18 protein-coding genes and 1 tRNA gene are annotated in these 18,955 nt (G+C 46.6%); 14 read left to right on the top strand and 5 right to left on the bottom strand.

The features are described from left to right. Nucleotides 1-56: 56 nt before the first annotated feature. Nucleotides 57-434, top strand: a complete 378-nt coding sequence (locus tag ABC765_RS07855; RefSeq protein ID WP_347980138.1) for a cupredoxin domain-containing protein — start codon at nt 57-59, stop codon at nt 432-434. After that, a complete protein-coding gene (locus ABC765_RS07850) occupies nt 434-2,344 on the top strand; it encodes a copper-translocating P-type ATPase (RefSeq protein ID WP_347980939.1) in 1,911 nt (636 codons plus the stop codon). The genes ABC765_RS07855 and ABC765_RS07850 overlap by 1 nt, the downstream gene beginning before the upstream one ends. Nucleotides 2,345-2,410: 66 nt before the next feature. On the opposite strand, the gene ABC765_RS07845 is transcribed toward ABC765_RS07850, so the two are convergent. Next, on the bottom strand, nt 2,411-5,038 hold the full coding sequence (locus ABC765_RS07845) for a YfhO family protein (protein WP_347980137.1): 2,628 nt from the start codon (nt 5,036-5,038) through the stop codon (nt 2,411-2,413). A 234-nt stretch (nt 5,039-5,272) separates the two neighbouring features. Between ABC765_RS07845 and ABC765_RS07840 the strand changes: the two genes are divergently transcribed. The 7 genes from ABC765_RS07840 (at nt 5,273) to ABC765_RS07810 (ending at nt 10,983) form a co-directional block, all read left to right on the top strand. Beyond that, nucleotides 5,273-7,339, top strand: coding sequence for a penicillin-binding protein 2 (locus ABC765_RS07840; RefSeq protein WP_347980136.1), 2,067 nt, complete (start codon nt 5,273-5,275; stop codon nt 7,337-7,339). A 144-nt stretch (nt 7,340-7,483) separates the two neighbouring features. Further along, on the top strand, nt 7,484-7,633 hold the full coding sequence (gene rpmG, locus ABC765_RS07835) for a 50S ribosomal protein L33 (protein ID WP_033935278.1): 150 nt from the start codon (nt 7,484-7,486) through the stop codon (nt 7,631-7,633). 357 nt (nt 7,634-7,990) lie between these two features. After that, nucleotides 7,991-8,539, top strand: a complete 549-nt coding sequence (locus tag ABC765_RS07830) for a 5-formyltetrahydrofolate cyclo-ligase (RefSeq protein WP_347980135.1) — start codon at nt 7,991-7,993, stop codon at nt 8,537-8,539. Between the two features lie 13 nt (nt 8,540-8,552). Beyond that, nucleotides 8,553-9,215, top strand: a complete 663-nt coding sequence (locus tag ABC765_RS07825) for a rhomboid family intramembrane serine protease (RefSeq protein WP_347980134.1) — start codon at nt 8,553-8,555, stop codon at nt 9,213-9,215. After that, nucleotides 9,212-9,451, top strand: coding sequence for a YqgQ family protein (locus tag ABC765_RS07820; protein WP_033935698.1), 240 nt, complete (start codon nt 9,212-9,214; stop codon nt 9,449-9,451). The genes ABC765_RS07825 and ABC765_RS07820 overlap by 4 nt, the downstream gene beginning before the upstream one ends. A gap of 38 nt (nt 9,452-9,489) precedes the next feature. Beyond that, complete coding sequence (locus ABC765_RS07815) at nt 9,490-10,464, top strand: ROK family glucokinase (protein ID WP_347980133.1); 975 nt, start codon at nt 9,490-9,492, stop codon at nt 10,462-10,464. Between the two features lie 111 nt (nt 10,465-10,575). Beyond that, nucleotides 10,576-10,983, top strand: a complete 408-nt coding sequence (locus ABC765_RS07810) for a rhodanese-like domain-containing protein (RefSeq protein WP_179944456.1) — start codon at nt 10,576-10,578, stop codon at nt 10,981-10,983. A 54-nt stretch (nt 10,984-11,037) separates the two neighbouring features. Here the strand turns inward: ABC765_RS07810 and ABC765_RS07805 are convergent, their stop codons facing one another. Continuing rightward, a complete protein-coding gene (locus ABC765_RS07805) occupies nt 11,038-11,214 on the bottom strand; it encodes a DUF3042 family protein (protein WP_347980132.1) in 177 nt (58 codons plus the stop codon). 87 nt (nt 11,215-11,301) lie between these two features. On the opposite strand from ABC765_RS07805, the gene miaA reads away from it, so the two are divergent. Both miaA and glnA read left to right on the top strand, forming a co-directional pair. After that, a complete protein-coding gene (gene miaA / locus ABC765_RS07800) occupies nt 11,302-12,225 on the top strand; it encodes a tRNA (adenosine(37)-N6)-dimethylallyltransferase MiaA (RefSeq protein ID WP_347980131.1) in 924 nt (307 codons plus the stop codon). A gap of 204 nt (nt 12,226-12,429) precedes the next feature. Continuing rightward, nucleotides 12,430-13,773 carry a type I glutamate--ammonia ligase gene (gene glnA / locus ABC765_RS07795; RefSeq protein WP_347980130.1) on the top strand — a complete coding sequence of 448 codons (1,344 nt, stop codon included), beginning with the start codon at nt 12,430-12,432 and terminating at the stop codon, nt 13,771-13,773. 113 nt (nt 13,774-13,886) lie between these two features. Here the strand turns inward: glnA and ABC765_RS07790 are convergent, their stop codons facing one another. Beyond that, complete coding sequence (locus tag ABC765_RS07790) at nt 13,887-14,018, bottom strand: hypothetical protein (RefSeq protein ID WP_006499968.1); 132 nt, start codon at nt 14,016-14,018, stop codon at nt 13,887-13,889. A 199-nt stretch (nt 14,019-14,217) separates the two neighbouring features. On the opposite strand from ABC765_RS07790, the gene ABC765_RS07785 reads away from it, so the two are divergent. From ABC765_RS07785 to ABC765_RS07775, 3 genes are read left to right on the top strand one after another with little or no spacing between them, the layout of a single operon-like run. After that, nucleotides 14,218-15,102 (top strand): exonuclease SbcC, encoded by an 885-nt coding sequence (locus ABC765_RS07785; RefSeq protein WP_347980129.1) that lies wholly within the window; start codon nt 14,218-14,220, stop codon nt 15,100-15,102. Then, a complete protein-coding gene (locus ABC765_RS07780; RefSeq protein ID WP_347980128.1) occupies nt 15,092-16,132 on the top strand; it encodes a hypothetical protein in 1,041 nt (346 codons plus the stop codon). The genes ABC765_RS07785 and ABC765_RS07780 overlap by 11 nt, the downstream gene beginning before the upstream one ends. A 1-nt stretch (nt 16,133) precedes the next feature. Further along, nucleotides 16,134-16,685 (top strand): dUTP diphosphatase, encoded by a 552-nt coding sequence (locus ABC765_RS07775; protein ID WP_347953560.1) that lies wholly within the window; start codon nt 16,134-16,136, stop codon nt 16,683-16,685. Nucleotides 16,686-17,209: 524 nt separating this feature from the next. On the opposite strand, the gene ABC765_RS07770 is transcribed toward ABC765_RS07775, so the two are convergent. Further along, on the bottom strand, nt 17,210-17,851 hold the full coding sequence (locus ABC765_RS07770; RefSeq protein ID WP_347980127.1) for an NAD(P)H-binding protein: 642 nt from the start codon (nt 17,849-17,851) through the stop codon (nt 17,210-17,212). 877 nt (nt 17,852-18,728) lie between these two features. Continuing rightward, a tRNA-Arg gene (locus ABC765_RS07765) sits at nt 18,729-18,802 on the bottom strand. Nucleotides 18,803-18,955 lie beyond the last annotated feature (153 nt).

The following is an 18,955-nucleotide window of genomic DNA, read 5'->3' as shown; positions in this document are numbered from 1 at the left end:
AGTGCAGACTGATTATATTAATAATTACATGTGTAAACAAAAAGGAGGCTCAACAAATGCTTAAAGTTATGATTTTATTGATAGCTGTAATTTTGATTGTCGCAATTGGTTGGTGGTTCTTTGGCCATCATCAAGAAAAAGCCATGACAGCACGGCTTAATAATAATGGTCAAGATCAAAAAGTTCGGATCGAGGTCAATGGCGGCTACTCGCCAAGTACGATCGTCTTAAAAAAGGGCGTGCCGGCCGAATTGGATTTTTATCGCAAGGATCCTTCATCCTGCCTGGAAAGAGTAGTTTTTCCAGAACAGGGAATCAATGAGCAGCTGCCGCAAAATCAGCTGCACCAGATTGAGTTTGACACCAGTCAAGCCGGTGAGTATGAATTTGCCTGTGGAATGAATATGTTTCATGGCAAGGTGATCGTCAAATGATGAGCATCAAAAAACGTTTCTGGCTGGCACTTTTGCTTTCTTTGCCAATGCTTTACGACATGCTGGCCATGCTGCTTGCCTGGCCGATGCTGCCAAACGGTGACTGGATTGCGCTGGTACTGACGACTTTGATTATGCTGATATCAGGGCGTGCATTTATTCAAAGTGCCTGGGCTGCATTTTTGCATCATCATGCCAACATGGACACGCTGGTTGCGGTAGGAACGCTGACGGCATATCTTTACAGCATTGGTGCCCTGATGCATCATCAAGGCGTGTTTTTTGAAAGTGCTGCTTATATTATCGTCTTTGTCTTATTAGGCCAGTATCTGGAAGACAAGATGCGCACACAGGCATCGCAGGCAACGACTAAGCTGCTGGAACTGCAGGCAAGGCAGGCCACGGTAATCAGAAACGGTCAAACCAGTGAGATTCCGATTGAAGAAGTCGAGATTGGCGATCGGCTGCTGACCAGACCAGGAGAAAAGATTGCAACGGATGGCAGAATCGTTAAGGGTCATTCAACGGTCAATGAGTCAATGATTACTGGTGAAAGCATGCCGATTGAAAAACAGGCTGGCGATCTGGTAATCGGCGGGACGCTTAATCAAACCGGTATATTAGAGTACACGGCTGAAAAGGTTGGCAAGGATACCATGCTGGCTCAGATCGTCGAAATTGTCAGACATGCCCAATCCAGCCACGCGCCGATTCAAAAAATGGCTGATCGAATCGCTGATGTTTTTGTTCCCATTGTATTGATGATTGCGATTGCGGTATTTGCCATCTGGAATGTCTTTTTGGATGCCACGCTGACCAGATCACTGACCTTTGCCGTTTCAACGATCGTAATTGCCTGTCCATGCGCATTGGGAATTGCTACGCCGACTGCCTTGATGGTTGGGACGGGACGCGCGGCCAAAATGGGGATTCTGATCAAAAACGGCGAAGTATTGGAAACTGCCAGTCATATTAAAAATATTGCCTTTGATAAAACCGGTACGCTTACGCAGGGACAGCCGGTCGTAACGGATGTGATTGGCGACCCAAAGCAAGTCTTAACGCTGGCAGCCGCCTTAGAGTCGCTTTCAGAGCATCCACTGGCTGATGCGATCGTAAAAGCAGCGCAAAAGCAGGCAATCGCCTTGCCAGACGTGACTGAATTTTTAAATCGAGCGGGGCAGGGCGTTACCGGCCAGATCAATGGGCATCAGGTTTTTGTCGGGAAGCCTCAGCTGGCCAGTCAGCCGCTTGACAAAGAATGGCAGGATCAAATCGAACGGCTCCAGGAAGTTGGCAAGACAACGGCAGCGGTTGGTCAAGATGGACTGATCATTGGCCTGATCGCGATTCAAGATGCACCGAAGCCGTTTGCCAAGCCAGTCATCGCAAGACTAAAGCAGCAGGGGATGCACACGGTGATGATTACCGGTGATAATAAACGGGCAGCCAAAGCAGTTGCCAAACAGGTCGGTATCGATGAAGTGATTGCCGAGGTAATGCCCGGTGACAAGGCTCAACAGGTCAAAAAACTGCAGCAGTCTGGGGTGACGGCGTTTGTCGGTGACGGGATCAATGACGCGCCGGCCCTGGCAGTCGCAGACGTTGGGATTGCCATGGGGTCGGGAACTGATGTCGCAATTGAAACGGGCGGCATCGTCTTGGTTAAAAACAGTCTTAAGGATGTCGTCAAGGCGCTTGTGATTGCTAAAAAAACCTTTGCGCGCATCAAGCTGAATCTGTTTTGGGCGCTGATCTACAACCTGATTGGTATTCCAATTGCAGCTGGCGTTTTTGCGCATTGGGGACTGGTGCTCAGCCCGGCACTGGCTGGTCTGGCAATGGCCTTCAGCTCGGCTTCGGTAGTTGCCAGCTCATTGATGCTCAATGCTGCTAAAATTGATGACTAAAATCAAAACCATCAAAAAAGGATGACGTCAGCTGCGTCATCCTTTTATTTTTTAATTAATATAACATTAGCGCTTTTGTCGGCTTTTCTTAAGCCACCAGATGCTGCCGCCAATTGCCAGCAGGCTGATCGTGGTTCCTAAGATCAGATATGGTGGAATGTAGTACATAGAGACCTTATGTTTACCAGTCGACATTGGAATTGCCATAAAAGTGCTCAAAGCTTTTTTAGGCGTAACGGTTTTGCCATCAACCTTGACGTGCCAGCCTTGATCATAAGGGATGGTAGTCATTAAAAGATCCTGGCCAGCTTTGAGATTGACCGTGCCCGAAATTCGGTTGGCGGCATAGCTGGAGACCTTTAATGGCGATTGCTTTAAAGTCTTGAGACTGGCATTGAAGGCTTTTTGATTAAGCATGTAGAGACTGACGTTTTGCATCCAGAGCGTTGAGTTCTTGAGACTAAAGACGATCTTGATGGTTTTACCCTTAGCATGGTTGGCGACGTTGACCGTTACCGTATTGCGATAGGTATCGTATTGAGTCAGGGCCTTGCCGTTAATCGTAATCGTGGCATTGTTCTTGACGTTGGCGCCTAAAGTCAGGTAATAGGAATTATTGGTCGTCGGGGTAAACTCAAGCTCAATGCTTGCCGGCGTCAGCAGATTGCGCTTTTTAAACGTGGTTCCGGTAATCTGAACGGCGGATTGAACATTGCCAAACGTGACGTGGTTAAAGTTCTGGACCAAAAACAGCGACTGATTGACGCCGCGACCCGCCAGCGACTGGAAGATCTGCGACTGATAGGCCAATGGATCCAGCGTGTTATGCGTCAGATTCAGGACTTGGCTGCTGGCACCGAATGCAATCGGCAGTGCAGCTTGATTGGACTTGATATTGACCATTGAAGTCTGAGCAATCGTTTTTTGCTGCTTGAGATCAGGTCTGAGACTGGTCTGCGGCAAAACGGTGCTGCCATTCTGCTTGCCATTATGCCGTTCCTGTAAGAAGTACTTAAAGCCCAGCAGTGAATCGGTAACCTGCGTGCCATCCGTGTAGGTGATAAAGCCATCGCCATCTGGCTGCCCAATTGCCCCCATAAATGCCGGCTGAGCGGGTTCCAGCGTTGAGCCAAAGTGATCGCCGCTGTTGAAGTCAGCTTGGAATGGATCATCCTTGGTCCGCATAAAGGTCTTGCCGGTTCGATAAAGGCCGCTGTCCAGCGATTTGAGCTTGGTAACGGCTTTATCCAGTTCTTTGGTATAGTTGCCGAACTCAGCCTGTGAGACATAAGAAATGTTGTTTAGCGCCGTAAATGCGCTGGTGCTGACGTCACAGACCGCCAACAAAATCAATAGCAGGTCATAGAGTCGCGAATTGCCGTAACGCGGAATCAACAGTGCCAAAATGGCAATCGCTGCAAAACCAAGCCCGATCAGCAGCTGATTGCGATTGATATACGAAAGATGACTGACCTGTTTTAGCATCAGGTAGGCAAAAATACTGCCGACTAAAACCGCTAGGCCAAGCGCGGTCGGCCATTTGATCCGAAAATCAGGCTGCAGAGTACGCGCGGCCAGCCAGATGCACCAAAATGAAAACAGGTAGGAAAAGCGATACGGATACCAAACAGGGAATTGACCTGCATGCCAGAACAGATCCAGGGCCTCGATACAAAAAGAGGCCAGCAAAAACAAGGTAATCAGACCGGCTGTCAGACGACCGGCAATTTTTTCGCGTCGATTGAAAAAGTAAAGGACGGCGCCCAGCATAATCAGCATACCAACATAAATATTTGGCTGACCGCTTGGCATCTGATTGAAATTGAATGATCCAGGCACCAGCTTGGCCAGCATCTTTAATGGATTATACTCAAGCTTCCAGTTCCATGACGTGGTCGTATAGGTGCCCTTGCTCTGCGTTAAGGCATAGGCAGTCGGCAGCAGAACGAACGCGCTGATGGCTCCAGCAAGCAGTGAGCTGCCCAGATAGCGTCCCAGGGTATGGCCGGCTGCATGCCATTGCCACTGCCAGGTCGTTTTTTCACTGGCAATCGTCCAAATTCCAAATAAAATGGTGAAGATGGCAACCATCCAGGCCATATAGTAGTTATCGATCAAGGCCACTGCCAGCCACAGCGTATAGGTCCAGGGACTGCGGCCGAACAATAATTTGCGCTCACCATAGATGATCAGCGGCAGCAGAAACAAGACGTCCAGCCAAAGCAGATTGAACTGGTTGGCCACCATCCAGCCCATTAAGGCGTAGGGGGTTGAAAAAATCCAAATGCGCGGCCCTTGCTGAATCTTTTCGCGGTCAAGCACCCAGGCCATCGTCAGGCCAGCCAGTCCGTATTTCAGCAGCGTTAGAATAGCGATGCCGCTGGCCAGATGCTGCGCGGGGAAGAAAAGCAGCAGCAGATTTAACGGGCTCCAAAGGTAGTATGCGTTGGTACCCCACATCTCACCGCCCAGCCCCTTGCTAAATGAATAGAGCAGGCTGCTGGGATGATGCAGAAGCGACGAGCGCAGATAGGCAAAAAAGTCGACATACTGCTGACCAAGATCTACAGTCAAGACAGTACTGCTGCCAAATGGTGCCATGCCGCGATAGGCAAAGTAGCCGCCCATAATCAGGACGGGCAGCAAAAAACTGATCAGCAAAACCAAACGGCGCTGACGAACGGTATGTGTCATATCAAAACAGATCCTTATCTTTAGGAATGAAAATTACGTTTTTCATTATAGCCATAAAGTGTGAAAACTTCGTGGTTTCCTTGCTTAAAATTCGTTAAATCATCTCATAATAGGTTTAATCTTGCAAATAAAAGAGTATAGTTAAACTCTTGAGGACAATCTTGCAGTTCGATTCGGTCGTGCTGCAAAAAATTTGTTAAAATAGACTTATTCTGTCTAAGGAGATTATTAAAATTGAAGTTCTTAAATCGCTTTAAGGGCATCTTCGATCAACGCAAAAAGGGCAAAAAAAACGCGCAATCCGTGATTCCGTCGCGATTGAACTTTTTGCTATGGATCGTAGCGCTCCTTTTACTGGCCTTGGTTGCCCGCCTGTTTTATCTGCAGGTGCTGAATGGATCATCTTTTAAAGCTGAGGTTAAAAGCTCGGATACTACCGTGCAGACCAACAATGTTCAGCGAGGGATGATCTATGACTCATCCGGCAAGGTTTTAGTCGGCAATCAGGTCCATCAGGCAATTACCTATACTAAAGGCGCTGACGTTACCAGTGCAGATCTGTATAAGATCGCCAATCGCCTCGGTAATTACGTCAACGTTGGCACTAAGACCAAGCTGACGCAGCGTCAGGCAGAAGACTACTATCTGGCCGACAGCGATAATCTGAAGGCGATTGTCAAGAAGCTGCACCTGTCCAGTCAGGTCACCAGCAATGGTCAATACAACAAGGCATTGGCCTACTTGAACAAGCACCCAGAAGTCTACAAGCTGACCAAGCTGCAGCAGAATAAGGCGCGGATCTATGCTGCGATGAGCGGCGCCTACTCGCTGTCGACGACTTATATCAAGTCAACCGGCGTTACCGCTAAAGAATTGGCTGAAGTCGGCGAGCATCTGAGCGAAATGCCAGGGGTTAAGATTGGGAAAGCCTGGACGCGAAACTATCCACAGGGCAAAGACATTCAAACCTTAACCGGGACGCTTTCATCCGGGCTGCCGAGCGATGAGCTGAATTCCATGCTTGCTCAAGGATACTCGCGAAACGATGACGTTGGGCAAAGCTATCTGGAAAAGCTCTATCAATCAACTTTAGCCGGCTCAAAGTCGCAGACTGAGGTTACGACGACTGGCAATACCACCAAAGAAAAGGTTAAGTATGCCGGCAAGAAGGGCGACAACCTGGTCTTGACGATCAATTCCAAGTTCCAAAAGCAGGTTCAAAGCATTCTGGAAAAGAACTACTCGTCAGCTGGGATTTCTTATTCAACCGGGGTCTATGCCGTCGTAATGAATCCAAATACCGGCGAGATCTATGCAATGGCTGGGATTGACCGGGACCCAACGACTGGCAAGCAGACGACCGATGAGATCGGTGCCATCAACCATCCGATTACAATGGGGTCGGTTGTTAAAGGTGCCATGATCATGGGTGGCTTTATGAGCGGGGTAATCACGCCAAGCAACAACACCTTGACTGATATGCCGATCAAGCTGGCCGGAACCAGTGCCAAGACTTCTTGGTTCAACAAGACTGGCAGTGCCAACATTGCCTTGAATGCGGCCACGGCTTTGGAAGTTTCATCCAACTCGTACATGATGCAGCTGGCCATGAAAGAAGGGGGCATGAAATATGTCTCTGGTGGCGCGATTGATCTTGACCCGTCGATTTTTACCAAGCTGCGCTACTACTTCAAGATGTTCGGCTTAGGGGTTAAGACGGGGATTGACCTGCCAGGCGAAAGCTCCGGCTATGAGGGCCCTTCCAAACAGTCCAATATCGGTTCGGCCCTTGACCTTTCATATGGTAACTACGACGGCTATACAACGATTCAGCTGGCTCAGTACATGTCCACGATTGCCAATGGCGGTTATCGGATGCGGCCATACATCGTTAAGCAGGTGCGGGGGACCAACAAGGATGGTTCACTGGGAGCTATCGAATATACTACTAAGCCGGAAGTCTTGGGAACCATCCCAGCCACTGCCGCTGAATGGAAAATCGTCAAAGAAGGTCTCTATGACGTGGTTCACGGCTCAAGTACCTACATTACTGGTAAGAAGCTGGCTAGCGATACACCGTCGATCTCTGGTAAGACTGGTACGGCCGAAACGTTCTACAAGAACAACAGCACGGTTACGCTCAGCTTTGCCGGCTATGCACCATCTGACAATCCACAGGTCGTAGTTGCCCTGGCTATTCCAGGCGCAAGCAACTCTGATGGCGGGGCCAACCTGACGATGGCTTCGCAGATCTTTAAGGCCTTTTGGAAGGATGTTAAGAGCTCGAAAGATTATCAATAGAGCTGTAAATTATAGCTGTCAAGGGAATTTCCTTAACAATCTTGGACAAAACTCTGGTCAAAGCAGCGAATTGATGATATAGTTGTACGAGTTAGGGTTACGAATAACCAATTAAATCTGAAAAAAGTTTGGAGGTTGCCACCAATGCGTGTAAACATTACTCTTGAATGTACTTCATGCCACGAACGGACTTACTTGACCAGCAAGAACCGTCGTAACAACCCGGACCGTCTTGAACTGAACAAGTACTGCCCACGGGAACGCAAGGTTACGCTGCACCGCGAAACCAAGTAATTCAAATCTAACCAAGACTCAGCTGCTGACTGGCAGTTGAGTCTTTTTCTTTTTTTAAAAGAAGCATGTCTGACTGATGACGCGTCTTCTCAGCTTGATGATGACGTCTGATTACGATACTGATCTGAAATTCATGGCAGTTGAAGAAAGTTTTCGTTTGGCAGATCAATTGCTGGCATAGCTGGTTTTTAAGGAGAAGACTGCTTTTTTGATTTAGGGAACCAGCTTGGTATTTTGGTGCAAATTATGCGAACGGTTGCAATTTTTGTGCAAAAACGCTTGCATAAATTGCCATTAGCGGTGATAATAACCTTTTGTAAACGTCTGTCAATACGTTTTACGGAGGGAGAGAGAAAATTGACACATTCAAAAAAGGAAATGCGCAAGGCGTATCTTGCCCGGCTGCAGCAGCTGGATCAAAATACGCGGCTGCGCGAACAGCATCGTCTAGCGCAAAAGCTTTACGATCTGCCGCAGTGGACCAATGCCAAGACGGTTGCTCTGACCATGAGCCAGTCGTTTGAGCTGGACACGGCACCGCTGATTCTGCATGCAAGGCATGAAGGAAAAAGAGTGCTGGTTCCGCGCACGCTGCCGAAAAGGCAAATGGAGTTTGTTCAAATTGATGAGGATACCGAATTTGAAGAAACTGGATTTGGCGTCTTGGAACCGTTGGCAGGGACGGTCTTAAAACCACAGGAGATCGATCTGATTGTTGTACCGGGAGTGGCCTTTACTGCTGATGGCAAGCGGCTGGGCTTTGGCGGCGGCTATTACGACCGCTACCTGGCTGACTATTCGGGCAAGACGGTTTCTTTGGCTTTGACGACTCAGCTGGCTGATGAAGCTGAATGGCCAGTTGAGGACCATGACGTTAGGATTGGTCAGGTCATTAACCTAATCTAGAGCAGGAATAAACATGAAAGAAGCATGGCAAAAAGCACCGCTTACCAGTCTGATCATTTTGATTCAAGTCATCGTATTTATCTTGATGACATTGGCGGGCGGCTCGACTAATTCCCAAGTTCTAATTGAATTTGGCGCGCGCTACACGCCACTGATCAAAGCAGGAGAATGGTGGCGCTTGATTACGCCGGGATTCGTGCACATTGGACTCACGCATCTGGTAGTTAACAGCGTAACGCTTTATTTTATCGGCATGTATATTGAAAATCTGTTTGGGCACTGGCGGTTTTTGGCGATTTATCTAATGAGTACGCTGATGGGCAATCTGGCCAGTGCGGTCTTTTTGCCACAGTCAATTTCTGCTGGTGCCAGCACTGGTATTTTTGGCCTGTTTGGCGCCTTTTTGATGCTGGGACTGGCCTTTTGGGATGAGCCGGCAATTCATTCGCTGGCCCACCAGTTTTTGATTTTGGTGCTGCTTAACCTTGGAACCGACATCTTGGTGCCGGGAATCGATCTGGCCGGTCATCTAGGCGGGCTTTTAGGTGGATTCTTTATGGCAGCCGTGGTTGGTGCACCGCGTTTGGGCAGGATGGACTTGCTAAAACGCTTTCTAAGTGGCACTATATTGATTGTAACGATTACAGTTTTTTTGGAAATGGGATTGCTAAAATGAAACCAATTCGTGAGATTCGCACGCTATATGATGTTCAACAGCTTTTAAAACGTTTCAACGTCTTCGTCTACGTTGGCAAAAGACTTTGGGATATTGAGCTGATGGCCATCGAAGTTGACAATCTTTATCAAGCAGGTGTCTTGGACAAGGATTTATACATGCAGGCCAAACTGGTTTTAAGAAAAGAGCATCGCATTGAGGAAGAACTGAATCAAGAAAACAAATCGCCTTATTGAGGCAAGGGATTTATTGAGGTTAAAGGAGAAATTAGAGCATGAACAAGAAGTTAATCGGTGTTGACCTTGGCGGGACCACGATCAAGTTTGCTATTTTGACGGACCAAGGCGAAATCCAACAAAAGTGGTCGCTGCGGACTAACATTTTGGATGAGGGTTCTCACATCGTTCCCGACATTATTGAATCCATCAACCACCACATTGATCTGTACAAGATGGACCGCAGCCAGTTTATCGGGATCGGCATGGGGACGCCAGGAACGGTTAACCGCGAAGAAGGAACGGTTATTGGCGCCTACAACCTGAACTGGAAGACGCTGCAGCCAGTCAAGGAGCAAATCGAAAAAGGTACTGGCCTGAAGTTTGCTCTGGACAACGATGCCAACTGTGCCGGCCTGGGCGAACGCTGGAAGGGTGCCGGTCATGAAGGTAACGACGTGGTATTCATTACGCTGGGAACTGGCGTCGGCGGCGGGATCATCGCCAACGGCAAGCTGGTTCATGGTGTCAATGGTGCTGGTGGTGAAGTTGGCCACATCATCGTTGAACCAAACGGCTATGAATGTACCTGCGGCAACCACGGCTGTCTGGAACAATACGCTTCTGCTACCGGGATCGTTCACCTGGCCCAGGATGCAGCTGAAGAATACGAAGGCAACAGTCGTTTGAAGGCCATGATCGACAATGGCGACGAGATTACGGCCAAGATCGTCTTTGACCTGGCTAAGGAAAACGACTTTTTGGCAAACGAAGTCGTTAAGAAGGTTACGTACTACCTGGGGCTGGCATGTGCCAACATCAGCAACACGCTGAACCCTGAAACGGTGGTTATCGGCGGTGGGGTTTCCGCAGCTGGTGAATTCCTGCTTAAGCGCGTTCAACAAAGCTTCCAAAAGTTCGCTTTTCCAACGGTACGGACTTCCACGCAGCTCAAACTGGCTCAGCTGGGCAATGATGCCGGCGTGATTGGGGCTGCTTCATTGGCGCTTGACTTTATCGCTGATGAAAAATAAACTATTTATTTGAAAGCTATTAAAAGGCAAGGAAGCACGTTTAATACGTGATGAATTGCCTTTCTTAGATTAAAACAAGCATGTTTGGAGGAAATTGTTGTGGTACTGGGAATGAGTTCGGGATGGTTGATTTTTGACATCATCGTGTTGGCAATTTTGGTTGGCTGGGGAGTAAGTGCTGGGATCAGTGCTTATCGGCGCAAGCATTATGCCACGGTGTTGGATGAAGATGCCTTCCGTGAGGGCATGCGTAAGGCGCAGGTGATCGATCTGCGGCAAAAGGATGCTTTTGATAAAGGGCACATTTTGGGCGCCCGCAGTCTTCCATACATCTACCTTAAGCAGCAGTATGGCGAACTGCGGCCAGATCTGCCGGTTTATCTTTATGATGACGGCATGCAGCTGAGTACGCAGGCCGTGACTTTCTTGGCCAAAAAAGGCTACCACAAGCTCTACATCTTAAAGGGCGGCTATGCAGAATGGCACGGCAAGACGAAGAAAGCCAAATACGCTGACTAGATAACAAAAGGCTGTTGCAAGCTTGCAACAGCCTTTTTTATAATCTTAAGAGGATTACAGCTGGTGAGAAGAGCGTCCCTTGCGATTAGCAGCGCGACGGTTCTCATCAAAACGATTTTCTTCTTCTTCGATGGGCTTAACGACCGTCTTGTGGAAAGCTGCTACGCTGCCTGCTACGGCACCGAGCGTCGTTAAGGTTCCCAGGATAAAACCACGTGTAAATTTTTTCAAAAGAGTAGCCCCCTTTATGTCATTTGGCTTTATTATGACCGATTTTTGATTGATTTACCAGTAATTTAAGACAAGGAAGTGTTAAATTTGACTAAAGCAATTGCGATCGTTGGTCCCACCGCAGTCGGCAAGACCGCGCTGTCGATTCAATTAGCGCATCATTTAAACGGCGAGGTGATTTCAGGTGATTCAATGCAGATCTATCGCCATTTGGATATCGGCACGGCCAAGATTACGCCAGCGGAAATGGAGGGCGTACCGCATCATTTGATCAATATTCGCAACCTTAACCAAAGATTCTCCGCTGCTGAGTTTCAAAAACTGGCCAACGAACAGATTGAACAGATTGAACATAAAGGGCATCTGCCAATGATCGTTGGCGGAACCGGCTTTTACCTGCAGACGCTGACGGAAAATCTGGCATTGGGCGCGGATCATTTTGATGAAGAATCACAAAGAATTCGTGACTACTGGCATGAAAAAGCAGCGCAAAACGGTCCTGAATACGTGTGGGATCAATTGCGAAAAAAAGATCCTCAAGCAGCAGCACAGATTCCAACGGGCAATTTGCGGCGCATCATTCGAGCTTTGGAGGTAATTGAAAAAACCGGTCATCTTTTTTCACAGCAGACTCAGACTAAAACGGCAAATGAATTTTTGCTGATTGGCTTGACGACAGAACGTTCGGTTTTATATGAGCGGATCAATCAGCGGGTCGACTTGATGATTAAAAATGGTCTGCTGGATGAGGCACGCTGGCTGTATGAGCAGGGCGGTGAAAACTATCAGTCTGGCAAAGGAATCGGCTATCGTGAGCTGTTTTCGTACTTTAAGGGTGAGACGACACTTGATGATGCGGTGGCCAAAATCAAGCAGGATTCTCGTCACTATGCCAAACGCCAACTGACTTGGTTTAGAAATAAGATGAACGTTCAATGGTATGATCTGGTTAGTGGTCGGAATACGACTAATGAAATTGAAGCCGTCGTTAAAAACTGGTTAAAAAATTAAAGTTAAACGTTAGTCAAACTAATTAATCAACGCGATCGCCCGTGAAAGCCCTATCAAAAATTGACTTATTCCCCTTCAATTGGTAGGCTATTAAAGTAATCAGAGGGAAGGCTGAACATAAGCATTAGCAATGACCAATCCCTTAATTGGTCTAGCCATCTGAAACTAGTTGTGAAGTAGCAATTGTGGAAGGAATGGAATAAAATGGCAAAACACGTATTCACTAAAGAAGAAGTTCATGAATTGGTTGAAAAGGAAAACGTTCATTTTCTGCGGGTAATGTTCTCAGATCTGTTTGGTACGACTAAGAGCGTGGACCTGCCTGTCAGCCAATTAGACAAGCTGATGAACAACAAGATGATGTTTGATGGCTCTTCAATTGACGGCTTTGTCCGCATCAATGAAAGTGACATGTACCTCTACCCTGACATGTCAACTTGGCTGGTCTTTCCTTGGGGTGAGGAACACGGTAAGGTAGCCCGCGTGATCTGCAGCGTGCACATGACTGATGGCACGCCATTTGCTGGTGACCCACGCAACAACCTGATCCGCGTTTTAGACGACATGAAGAAGGCAGGCTTTACTTCATTCAACATCGGTCCAGAACCAGAATTCTTCTTGTTCAAGACTGATGAAAAGGGCAATCCAACGACTGAAGTAAACGACAACGAAAACTACTTTGACATGGAACCTGCCGATGCTGGTGAAAACTGCCGTCGCGACATCGTTTTGGCACTGGAAAAGATGGGCTTTGACGTTGAGGCTGCTCACCATGAAGTTGCTCCTGGCCAACACGAAGTCGACTTTAAGTACGCTAATGCTCTGGAAGCTGCTGACAACATTCAAACGTTCAAGTTCGTTGTTAAGTCAGTTGCTAAAAAGCATGGTCTGCACGCCACGTTTATGCCAAAGCCATTGTCTGGCATCAACGGTTCTGGGATGCACACCAACATGTCGCTGTTTGACAAGGACGGCAACAACGCCTTCTACGATGAAAAGGGCGAACTGCAATTGTCTGATACGGCCTACCACTTCCTGGCTGGTATCTTGAAGCACGCTCGCGCACTGACGGCAGTCTGCAACCCAACCGTCAACTCCTACAAGCGTCTGGTACCAGGCTATGAAGCACCGGTTTACGTTGCCTGGTCTGCATCCAACCGTTCACCATTGATTCGGATCCCAGACGACCGCAAGATGGGAACGCGGGTTGAAATGCGTTCCGTTGACTGCACGGCTAACCCATACCTGGCAATTGCTGCTATTTTGGAAGCCGGTCTGGACGGTCTGCGCAACAACCTGACGCCAATGAAGGAAGTTACGGAAAACATCTACATGATGACGCCAGAAGAACGTGAAGCCAAGGGCATTGAGGATCTGCCATCCAACCTGCACAATGCTTTGAAGAGTCTGCGTGCTGATGAAGTCGTTCGTGAATCAATGGGCGAACACCTCTACACGAACTTCTTTGAGGCCAAGACGCGTGAATACGATGGTTACCGTCAACACGTTTCTGACTGGGAACGTGAAAAGTACATGCTCCAATACTAATTTGTGTTTTGCCAAAGAGGCCTGCCAAGCTGCAGGTCTTTTTATTTTAGCGACGAAAAAAACGCAGCGTTGCAAGTGACGCTGCGTTTTTTAAATCAGAATCGTGACAAAAACTATTCACTGAGCTTTTTGGCATCTGCATCCAGCTTAGCGAAGCCTGAACCACTAGGCTTTTTGTTGCCACGCTTTTCCATAGCCTTGCGGGCCATTTCTTTTCGTTCTTGCTTACTCAACTTACGTGCCATAATAGTTTCGCCTCTTTTCTTGACATTCGAGTAGTCCACATATGTGTAATACTCGAACAACTATATTATAGTCATTCTGGATAAATTTGCAACCGTTATCGACAATGGTAAAGATTTTCCAACTACCTGGATTAATCGCTTTAAAAGTTGTCAAAAATCCGCTAAGATTAAATCAGTATTAAATTAAGGAGTTAAAGCTATGGCAAATGTTGAACAGACAAATGGTGCGCTTGATGTAAGCCAAGCAATCAATAAGCAAATTGCTGTCAAGATCAAGTATCTGCAAGAATTGGAAACCGCGGTCGATCATCATGATGACTGCAAGGTATATCAATTGCTGGACAATCAACGCTATGCTGCTGAAATTGAGCATCGCGAGCAGCAGCCAAACGAACAGGGCGTAATGAACCTGGTCGATGATCTGGCTGACCAGTTGAGCAATTTTTTGAGTGCCAACCTGATTCAATATTTGGGCAGGGCCTATCCGTTCTTTTACTACGAGGAATACCAGACTGGTCACTACCGCATCTATTTTGGAAATTGGTGGGATCGGCGGCGGTTTGGCGAATTAGACGTGCTGAATATCCGCTTTGCCTTTGATCAGGAAGAATACCAAAAGCTGGCGCGCGCTTTTGAGTTGAGCAAGCAAAACAAGCGTTATAACAGTGATCGCATTGAACAGATCTCCAGTGAAAACGATCGTCTGCAAAAACTGATTGACAGTCGTCAGGAACGTGAACAAAAGCGGTCCGAACTGCAGAGTCAGCTTAAGGATGCCAGTGCACACAGCGGTTTGTTTGAATCCAATAAAAATCGTGAAGCACGGCAGGTAATCGTTGAACAGATCAGTAAGTTAGAAGATGAAGAACAAGAATCACGGACAGCGGCTGATACGATTAAAGAAAATGAGCGTGTAGTCCTGGATCTGTCCAAAGAAAACACAATCTTGAGCTATGAACAAAAGAGTATTGTTGATACGTTTGGCACGTTTGAGGACTTTGAACTGGCCAACCGGAATCTGTATGCCAGCTATCTTAAGAGCCTTGGCGGCAAGCAAGCGGGGGTGAGTGCAGATGAGCAATAATCAAATGATCGCAACGGCGGCTGATCGCGTTCGCTCGCTCAGTGATTCGATCGCGCAGGGCCTGGAAGTTGGTCAGCGCTATGTGGCTCTGCTTAATCAGCTGACTTCGACCAAGGATCCTAAAGAACTGCTTGCGGCAACGGAAAAATTGGAAGGGCTCAGCCTGGAAAATGCCTTTGTCAAGTTTCCACAGCATTATCAACTAGCCGACTACTATCTGCTTTTAATGGCGCGGATGCTGGAATTAAACAATGAGTCTGGCTTGACAATCGAAGAAAACGATATTCACCATCAGCTGCTGGCCAAGATTTCGCCAATGGAAGATCAAGAGCGGTTTACTTTTGAGATTGATCCGCGTAATGGCGGGGCCTTCTTTGCCGAGCAGCATCATCATGAACCGCTGTTTTATCTGAATTTGAAGCACCAGATTCTGAAGTTCAGCAATCGGGCACTGGTTGACTTTTTCATCGTGCGTCAGACGCAGAAATTCAGTGATCTGGATCTGCAAGCCGTGGTGCAGCCAATGATCAAGTTTGCCCTGCTGCTGGAAAAACAGCTGGACTTCGTGATTGATCTGGGTATCTTAGAAACCGGCAATGGCGCGCGGTTCCGTCTGCAAAAGCCGGACCTGCCGCTGACGATTATCGATCGACTGTTTGTCAAGACTACGGATACCGACTACATGCTGTTGAGCCTGCCACAAAACAATGGTGCCGAATTGCGGTTGGATCAAAACGTCCGTCTGCAATTGGCTTTTGATCCAGATGACTACAGCCAGGAATGGAGCTTTCGGGTATTAGACAGTGAGGAGCGCGTTTCGTTTTTTGACGTCTTGCTGCACTATCCGCTGGTTCGCGAATGGTATCTTGACAACCGTGAATTTTTAGCTGTCCGGACCGATGCAATGATTTTTACTGCTGATGAGCCGGAAAACCTGACGATGACGACGCCTGACCAGCCAGCTGATCAGATCGAACAGCCGGCTGCTGATTTGGCTGAAGCAAAAGAAGCAGAAGAAAAGGAAGATTAGTTTGTTAGATATTACTAAGTTGCTGCACGAATCAATTGAATTTGACTGGCAGCTGGATGAGGATCATGATATTCAACTTGGTGCCGAAGCTCGCGTACAAAACGTCTTTACTGCCTTGGACGTTGAACTGGCTGAGATTGCCAATGCCGCGGAATGGTTCAAGGTGTGGAAGGAACATCAAGGAAAACAGCTTCCCGGCCGGACGCATCATCAAACGGTATTAGAGGAATATGTTGATGCGCTGAATTTCTTTTTGCTGTTTAGCGCCAAAAAGCAGTGGACGCATCTGATCGTGTTGGATGAGCAAATGCTGACCCGGATCAAAAACGGCAAACCGGCCGAAAAGGTACCAGATTGGAACAAGGAATATCTGGCAATCAAAAACTTCTTGTATGGCAGCTACTTCAGTCATCGGCAAGAAGATTTCCGCCATGCCTGGCATCTGTTCTTAAAACTGGGGCTGGTTGATTTTGGCTTTACCGAAGATGAAATCATGGCAGCCTATGAAGAAAAGCTGAAGATCAATATTCAGCGTCAAGAAGATAACTATTAAGTCAATCAAGCTCGCTAAAGCCGATATCACGCTTTAGCGAGTTTTTTTGCAGAGCCGCAAAAGGAAGGCAGCACTGATTATAATGCTTTAAAAAACGATTTGTCAGGGAACCAGCTGTTTCTTCAGATAATAAAAACGACATTCGTCATTTGACGGATGCCGTTTTTGTTGATAAGGAAAGGCGATGCTTCTTGCCGTTAAGATATGGGACTTAGCGGCGGGGATTTTATTGCCAAAAGATTTGACCAACTACAGATAAAGAAAGAATCAACGAAATGATAAAGAGTGGCAACATTTTGTGATCCCATCAAAAGCATTGTCTATATGTTTCATTATTGTTACTTTTGTTAAAAATTGCAATGGTTTTGTAATATAAAACCACATCTTAATAAAATCTTAAACTTTATCAAGCAGGGATTTGAATGACCATGTGCCTGTCTTGCTGTTAGATTAAAGAAAACAATGAAGACAAGGGAATTTTATGAGTATCGAGTCATGCAATTTGAATCGTTTCGGAATGGAAATCAGTCAATCATGTCATTATGAAGATAAACCGTCTGCTTGTTTTCAATTGCGGCATTTTTAACCATCGCATGGGCAACCTGTGCAGGACGGATGCCTTTCCATCCTGCCATTGGTCCAATCAATACAGGCGAGATTGCTTGAAAGATTCTGATCCAGATTGCATCGCTAATGGTCAGGTCATTACGTGCAGGAGCAATCAGCATGGATGGACGATAGAAACGGTGAGTCCCCAGGTCGAGCTTGAGCAGATCGTCTTCCAACCGTCCCTTGACCTGTAGATAGTGATAATGAGTTTTACTGTTGGCACCCATTGCGGAAACTAAGTTAAAGCTTCTGACCTTGCCGGCACAGAGTTTGGCAAAATTATACGCATAGCCGTAGTCCACTTTTTCAAACAGCTGCCGATCGCCGGTACCAATTGCGCAGAAAACATCGGCTCCTGGTAAAATATTGGGGTTTACGCTGGGAATTTCAAAGTCAATTATGGATTTTTCGATTTTAGGATGGTTGGGAATCTGATTAATGGAAGTGCGACCAACGACATGGATTTTATGGTAGTGAGTGCTCATCAACAGTTCTTGTAGAATGTGACCGCCGACTTCACCGGTCGCGCCTAAAAGGATGGCAGTATTTTGGGGCATGAATTTTCTTCCTTTTCCGACAGAGACATGGAAATTTGATAAATGTCTTGCCTAATTGATGTTTTCATTATAACCAGGAGTATTTGGCTTTAGAACATCAAATGGCGCTGATGTTTTATCAATTCATGCCAAATGAAGTGGTGAATCGGCAATTTTTCAGCGACAGTCACTGCCACAGCGGTCAAATTCTCAATCTTAGATTTCATGACTGCCAGCAGCTCATTAATTCAAGCCGGTAAATTTCTAACAACCGGTTATGGATAGTCAACCACCATCGGCTAAAGTCGATGGTGGTTGACGAAGGGATGCCTGCAGTCAGAGAATCTGAAGCTGGTGATGATTCGAAGCAACTTAGCTATTGGGATATTCAAAGATTATCAGACCGGATTATTCAAAAAATCCTGCATAATATATATGACAAAAATATCATTACCTACTTTTTGCGAAAATCAATGTATAAGTAGGTAAAAATCATTGTATATTGAGTTAGGGAAGCCTAACATTACCTATGATTTGATAAAAAATGCGCAATAGTAGGTAATTCACAAAGTAGGTCTGGGCCAATTATCTCTTAAATATACATTTTTACCTACGATCCGAAGAAAAGATGCTTTAAGTAGGTAAAGTCAAGGTGGCTGAATATACATTTACCTACTCTAGGGCTGAAATTCCCATAAAGTAGGTAATTTTGGCTACTACAATCGTTTGGAGTTTGATTTCTTCACAAAGCCGTTGTTGGATGGACACTTGAGATTAATGATCCGCGCAAAAAATAAAACGACTGTCGTATGACGGTCGTTTTAGTACGTTAGGACACTATTGGGACGTCTATATGATCGAAAACGCCATTATATCAGTATTTTTGACGCTTCTTATATGGGGCAAGTGGGAATCGAACCCACAACCTTTGGTTTAGAAGACCAATGCTCTATCCAGTTGAGCTATTGCCCCAGACCTAATTAAGTATATTATATTCCACGAAAATGTCAATAACACAGTTAATTAGACCATTGCAAAACCTTTTATGTTAATGGAAGTCTAATTTATTGACAAAGCGCTTACATCGTTTTAATCTAACGGTAGAACAAGTTTGTAAACCAGCTA

Origin of the sequence: Limosilactobacillus sp. WILCCON 0051 (genome assembly GCF_039955095.1) — a bacterium.
Classification (GTDB): domain Bacteria; phylum Bacillota; class Bacilli; order Lactobacillales; family Lactobacillaceae; genus Limosilactobacillus; species Limosilactobacillus allomucosae.
This window is presented reverse-complemented; position numbering and strand designations above follow the sequence as displayed.

Bases quoted from the DNA above. Each gene is read 5' to 3' on its own strand.
- ABC765_RS07820 (WP_033935698.1), top strand. From the start codon at position 9,212: ATGAAACCAATTCGTGAGATTCGCACGCTATATGATGTTCAACAGCTT.
- ABC765_RS07790 (WP_006499968.1), bottom strand. From the start codon at position 14,018: ATGGCACGTAAGTTGAGTAAGCAAGAACGAAAAGAAATGGCCCGCAAG.
- ABC765_RS07785 (WP_347980129.1), top strand. From the start codon at position 14,218: ATGGCAAATGTTGAACAGACAAATGGTGCGCTTGATGTAAGCCAAGCA.
- glnA (WP_347980130.1), top strand. From the start codon at position 12,430: ATGGCAAAACACGTATTCACTAAAGAAGAAGTTCATGAATTGGTTGAA.
- ABC765_RS07855 (WP_347980138.1), top strand. From the start codon at position 57: ATGCTTAAAGTTATGATTTTATTGATAGCTGTAATTTTGATTGTCGCA.
- ABC765_RS07810 (WP_179944456.1), top strand. From the start codon at position 10,576: ATGAGTTCGGGATGGTTGATTTTTGACATCATCGTGTTGGCAATTTTG.
- ABC765_RS07815 (WP_347980133.1), top strand. From the start codon at position 9,490: ATGAACAAGAAGTTAATCGGTGTTGACCTTGGCGGGACCACGATCAAG.
- rpmG (WP_033935278.1), top strand. From the start codon at position 7,484: ATGCGTGTAAACATTACTCTTGAATGTACTTCATGCCACGAACGGACT.
- ABC765_RS07780 (WP_347980128.1), top strand. From the start codon at position 15,092: ATGAGCAATAATCAAATGATCGCAACGGCGGCTGATCGCGTTCGCTCG.
- ABC765_RS07825 (WP_347980134.1), top strand. From the start codon at position 8,553: ATGAAAGAAGCATGGCAAAAAGCACCGCTTACCAGTCTGATCATTTTG.
- ABC765_RS07845 (WP_347980137.1), bottom strand. From the start codon at position 5,038: ATGACACATACCGTTCGTCAGCGCCGTTTGGTTTTGCTGATCAGTTTT.
- ABC765_RS07770 (WP_347980127.1), bottom strand. From the start codon at position 17,851: ATGCCCCAAAATACTGCCATCCTTTTAGGCGCGACCGGTGAAGTCGGC.
- ABC765_RS07850 (WP_347980939.1), top strand. From the start codon at position 434: ATGAGCATCAAAAAACGTTTCTGGCTGGCACTTTTGCTTTCTTTGCCA.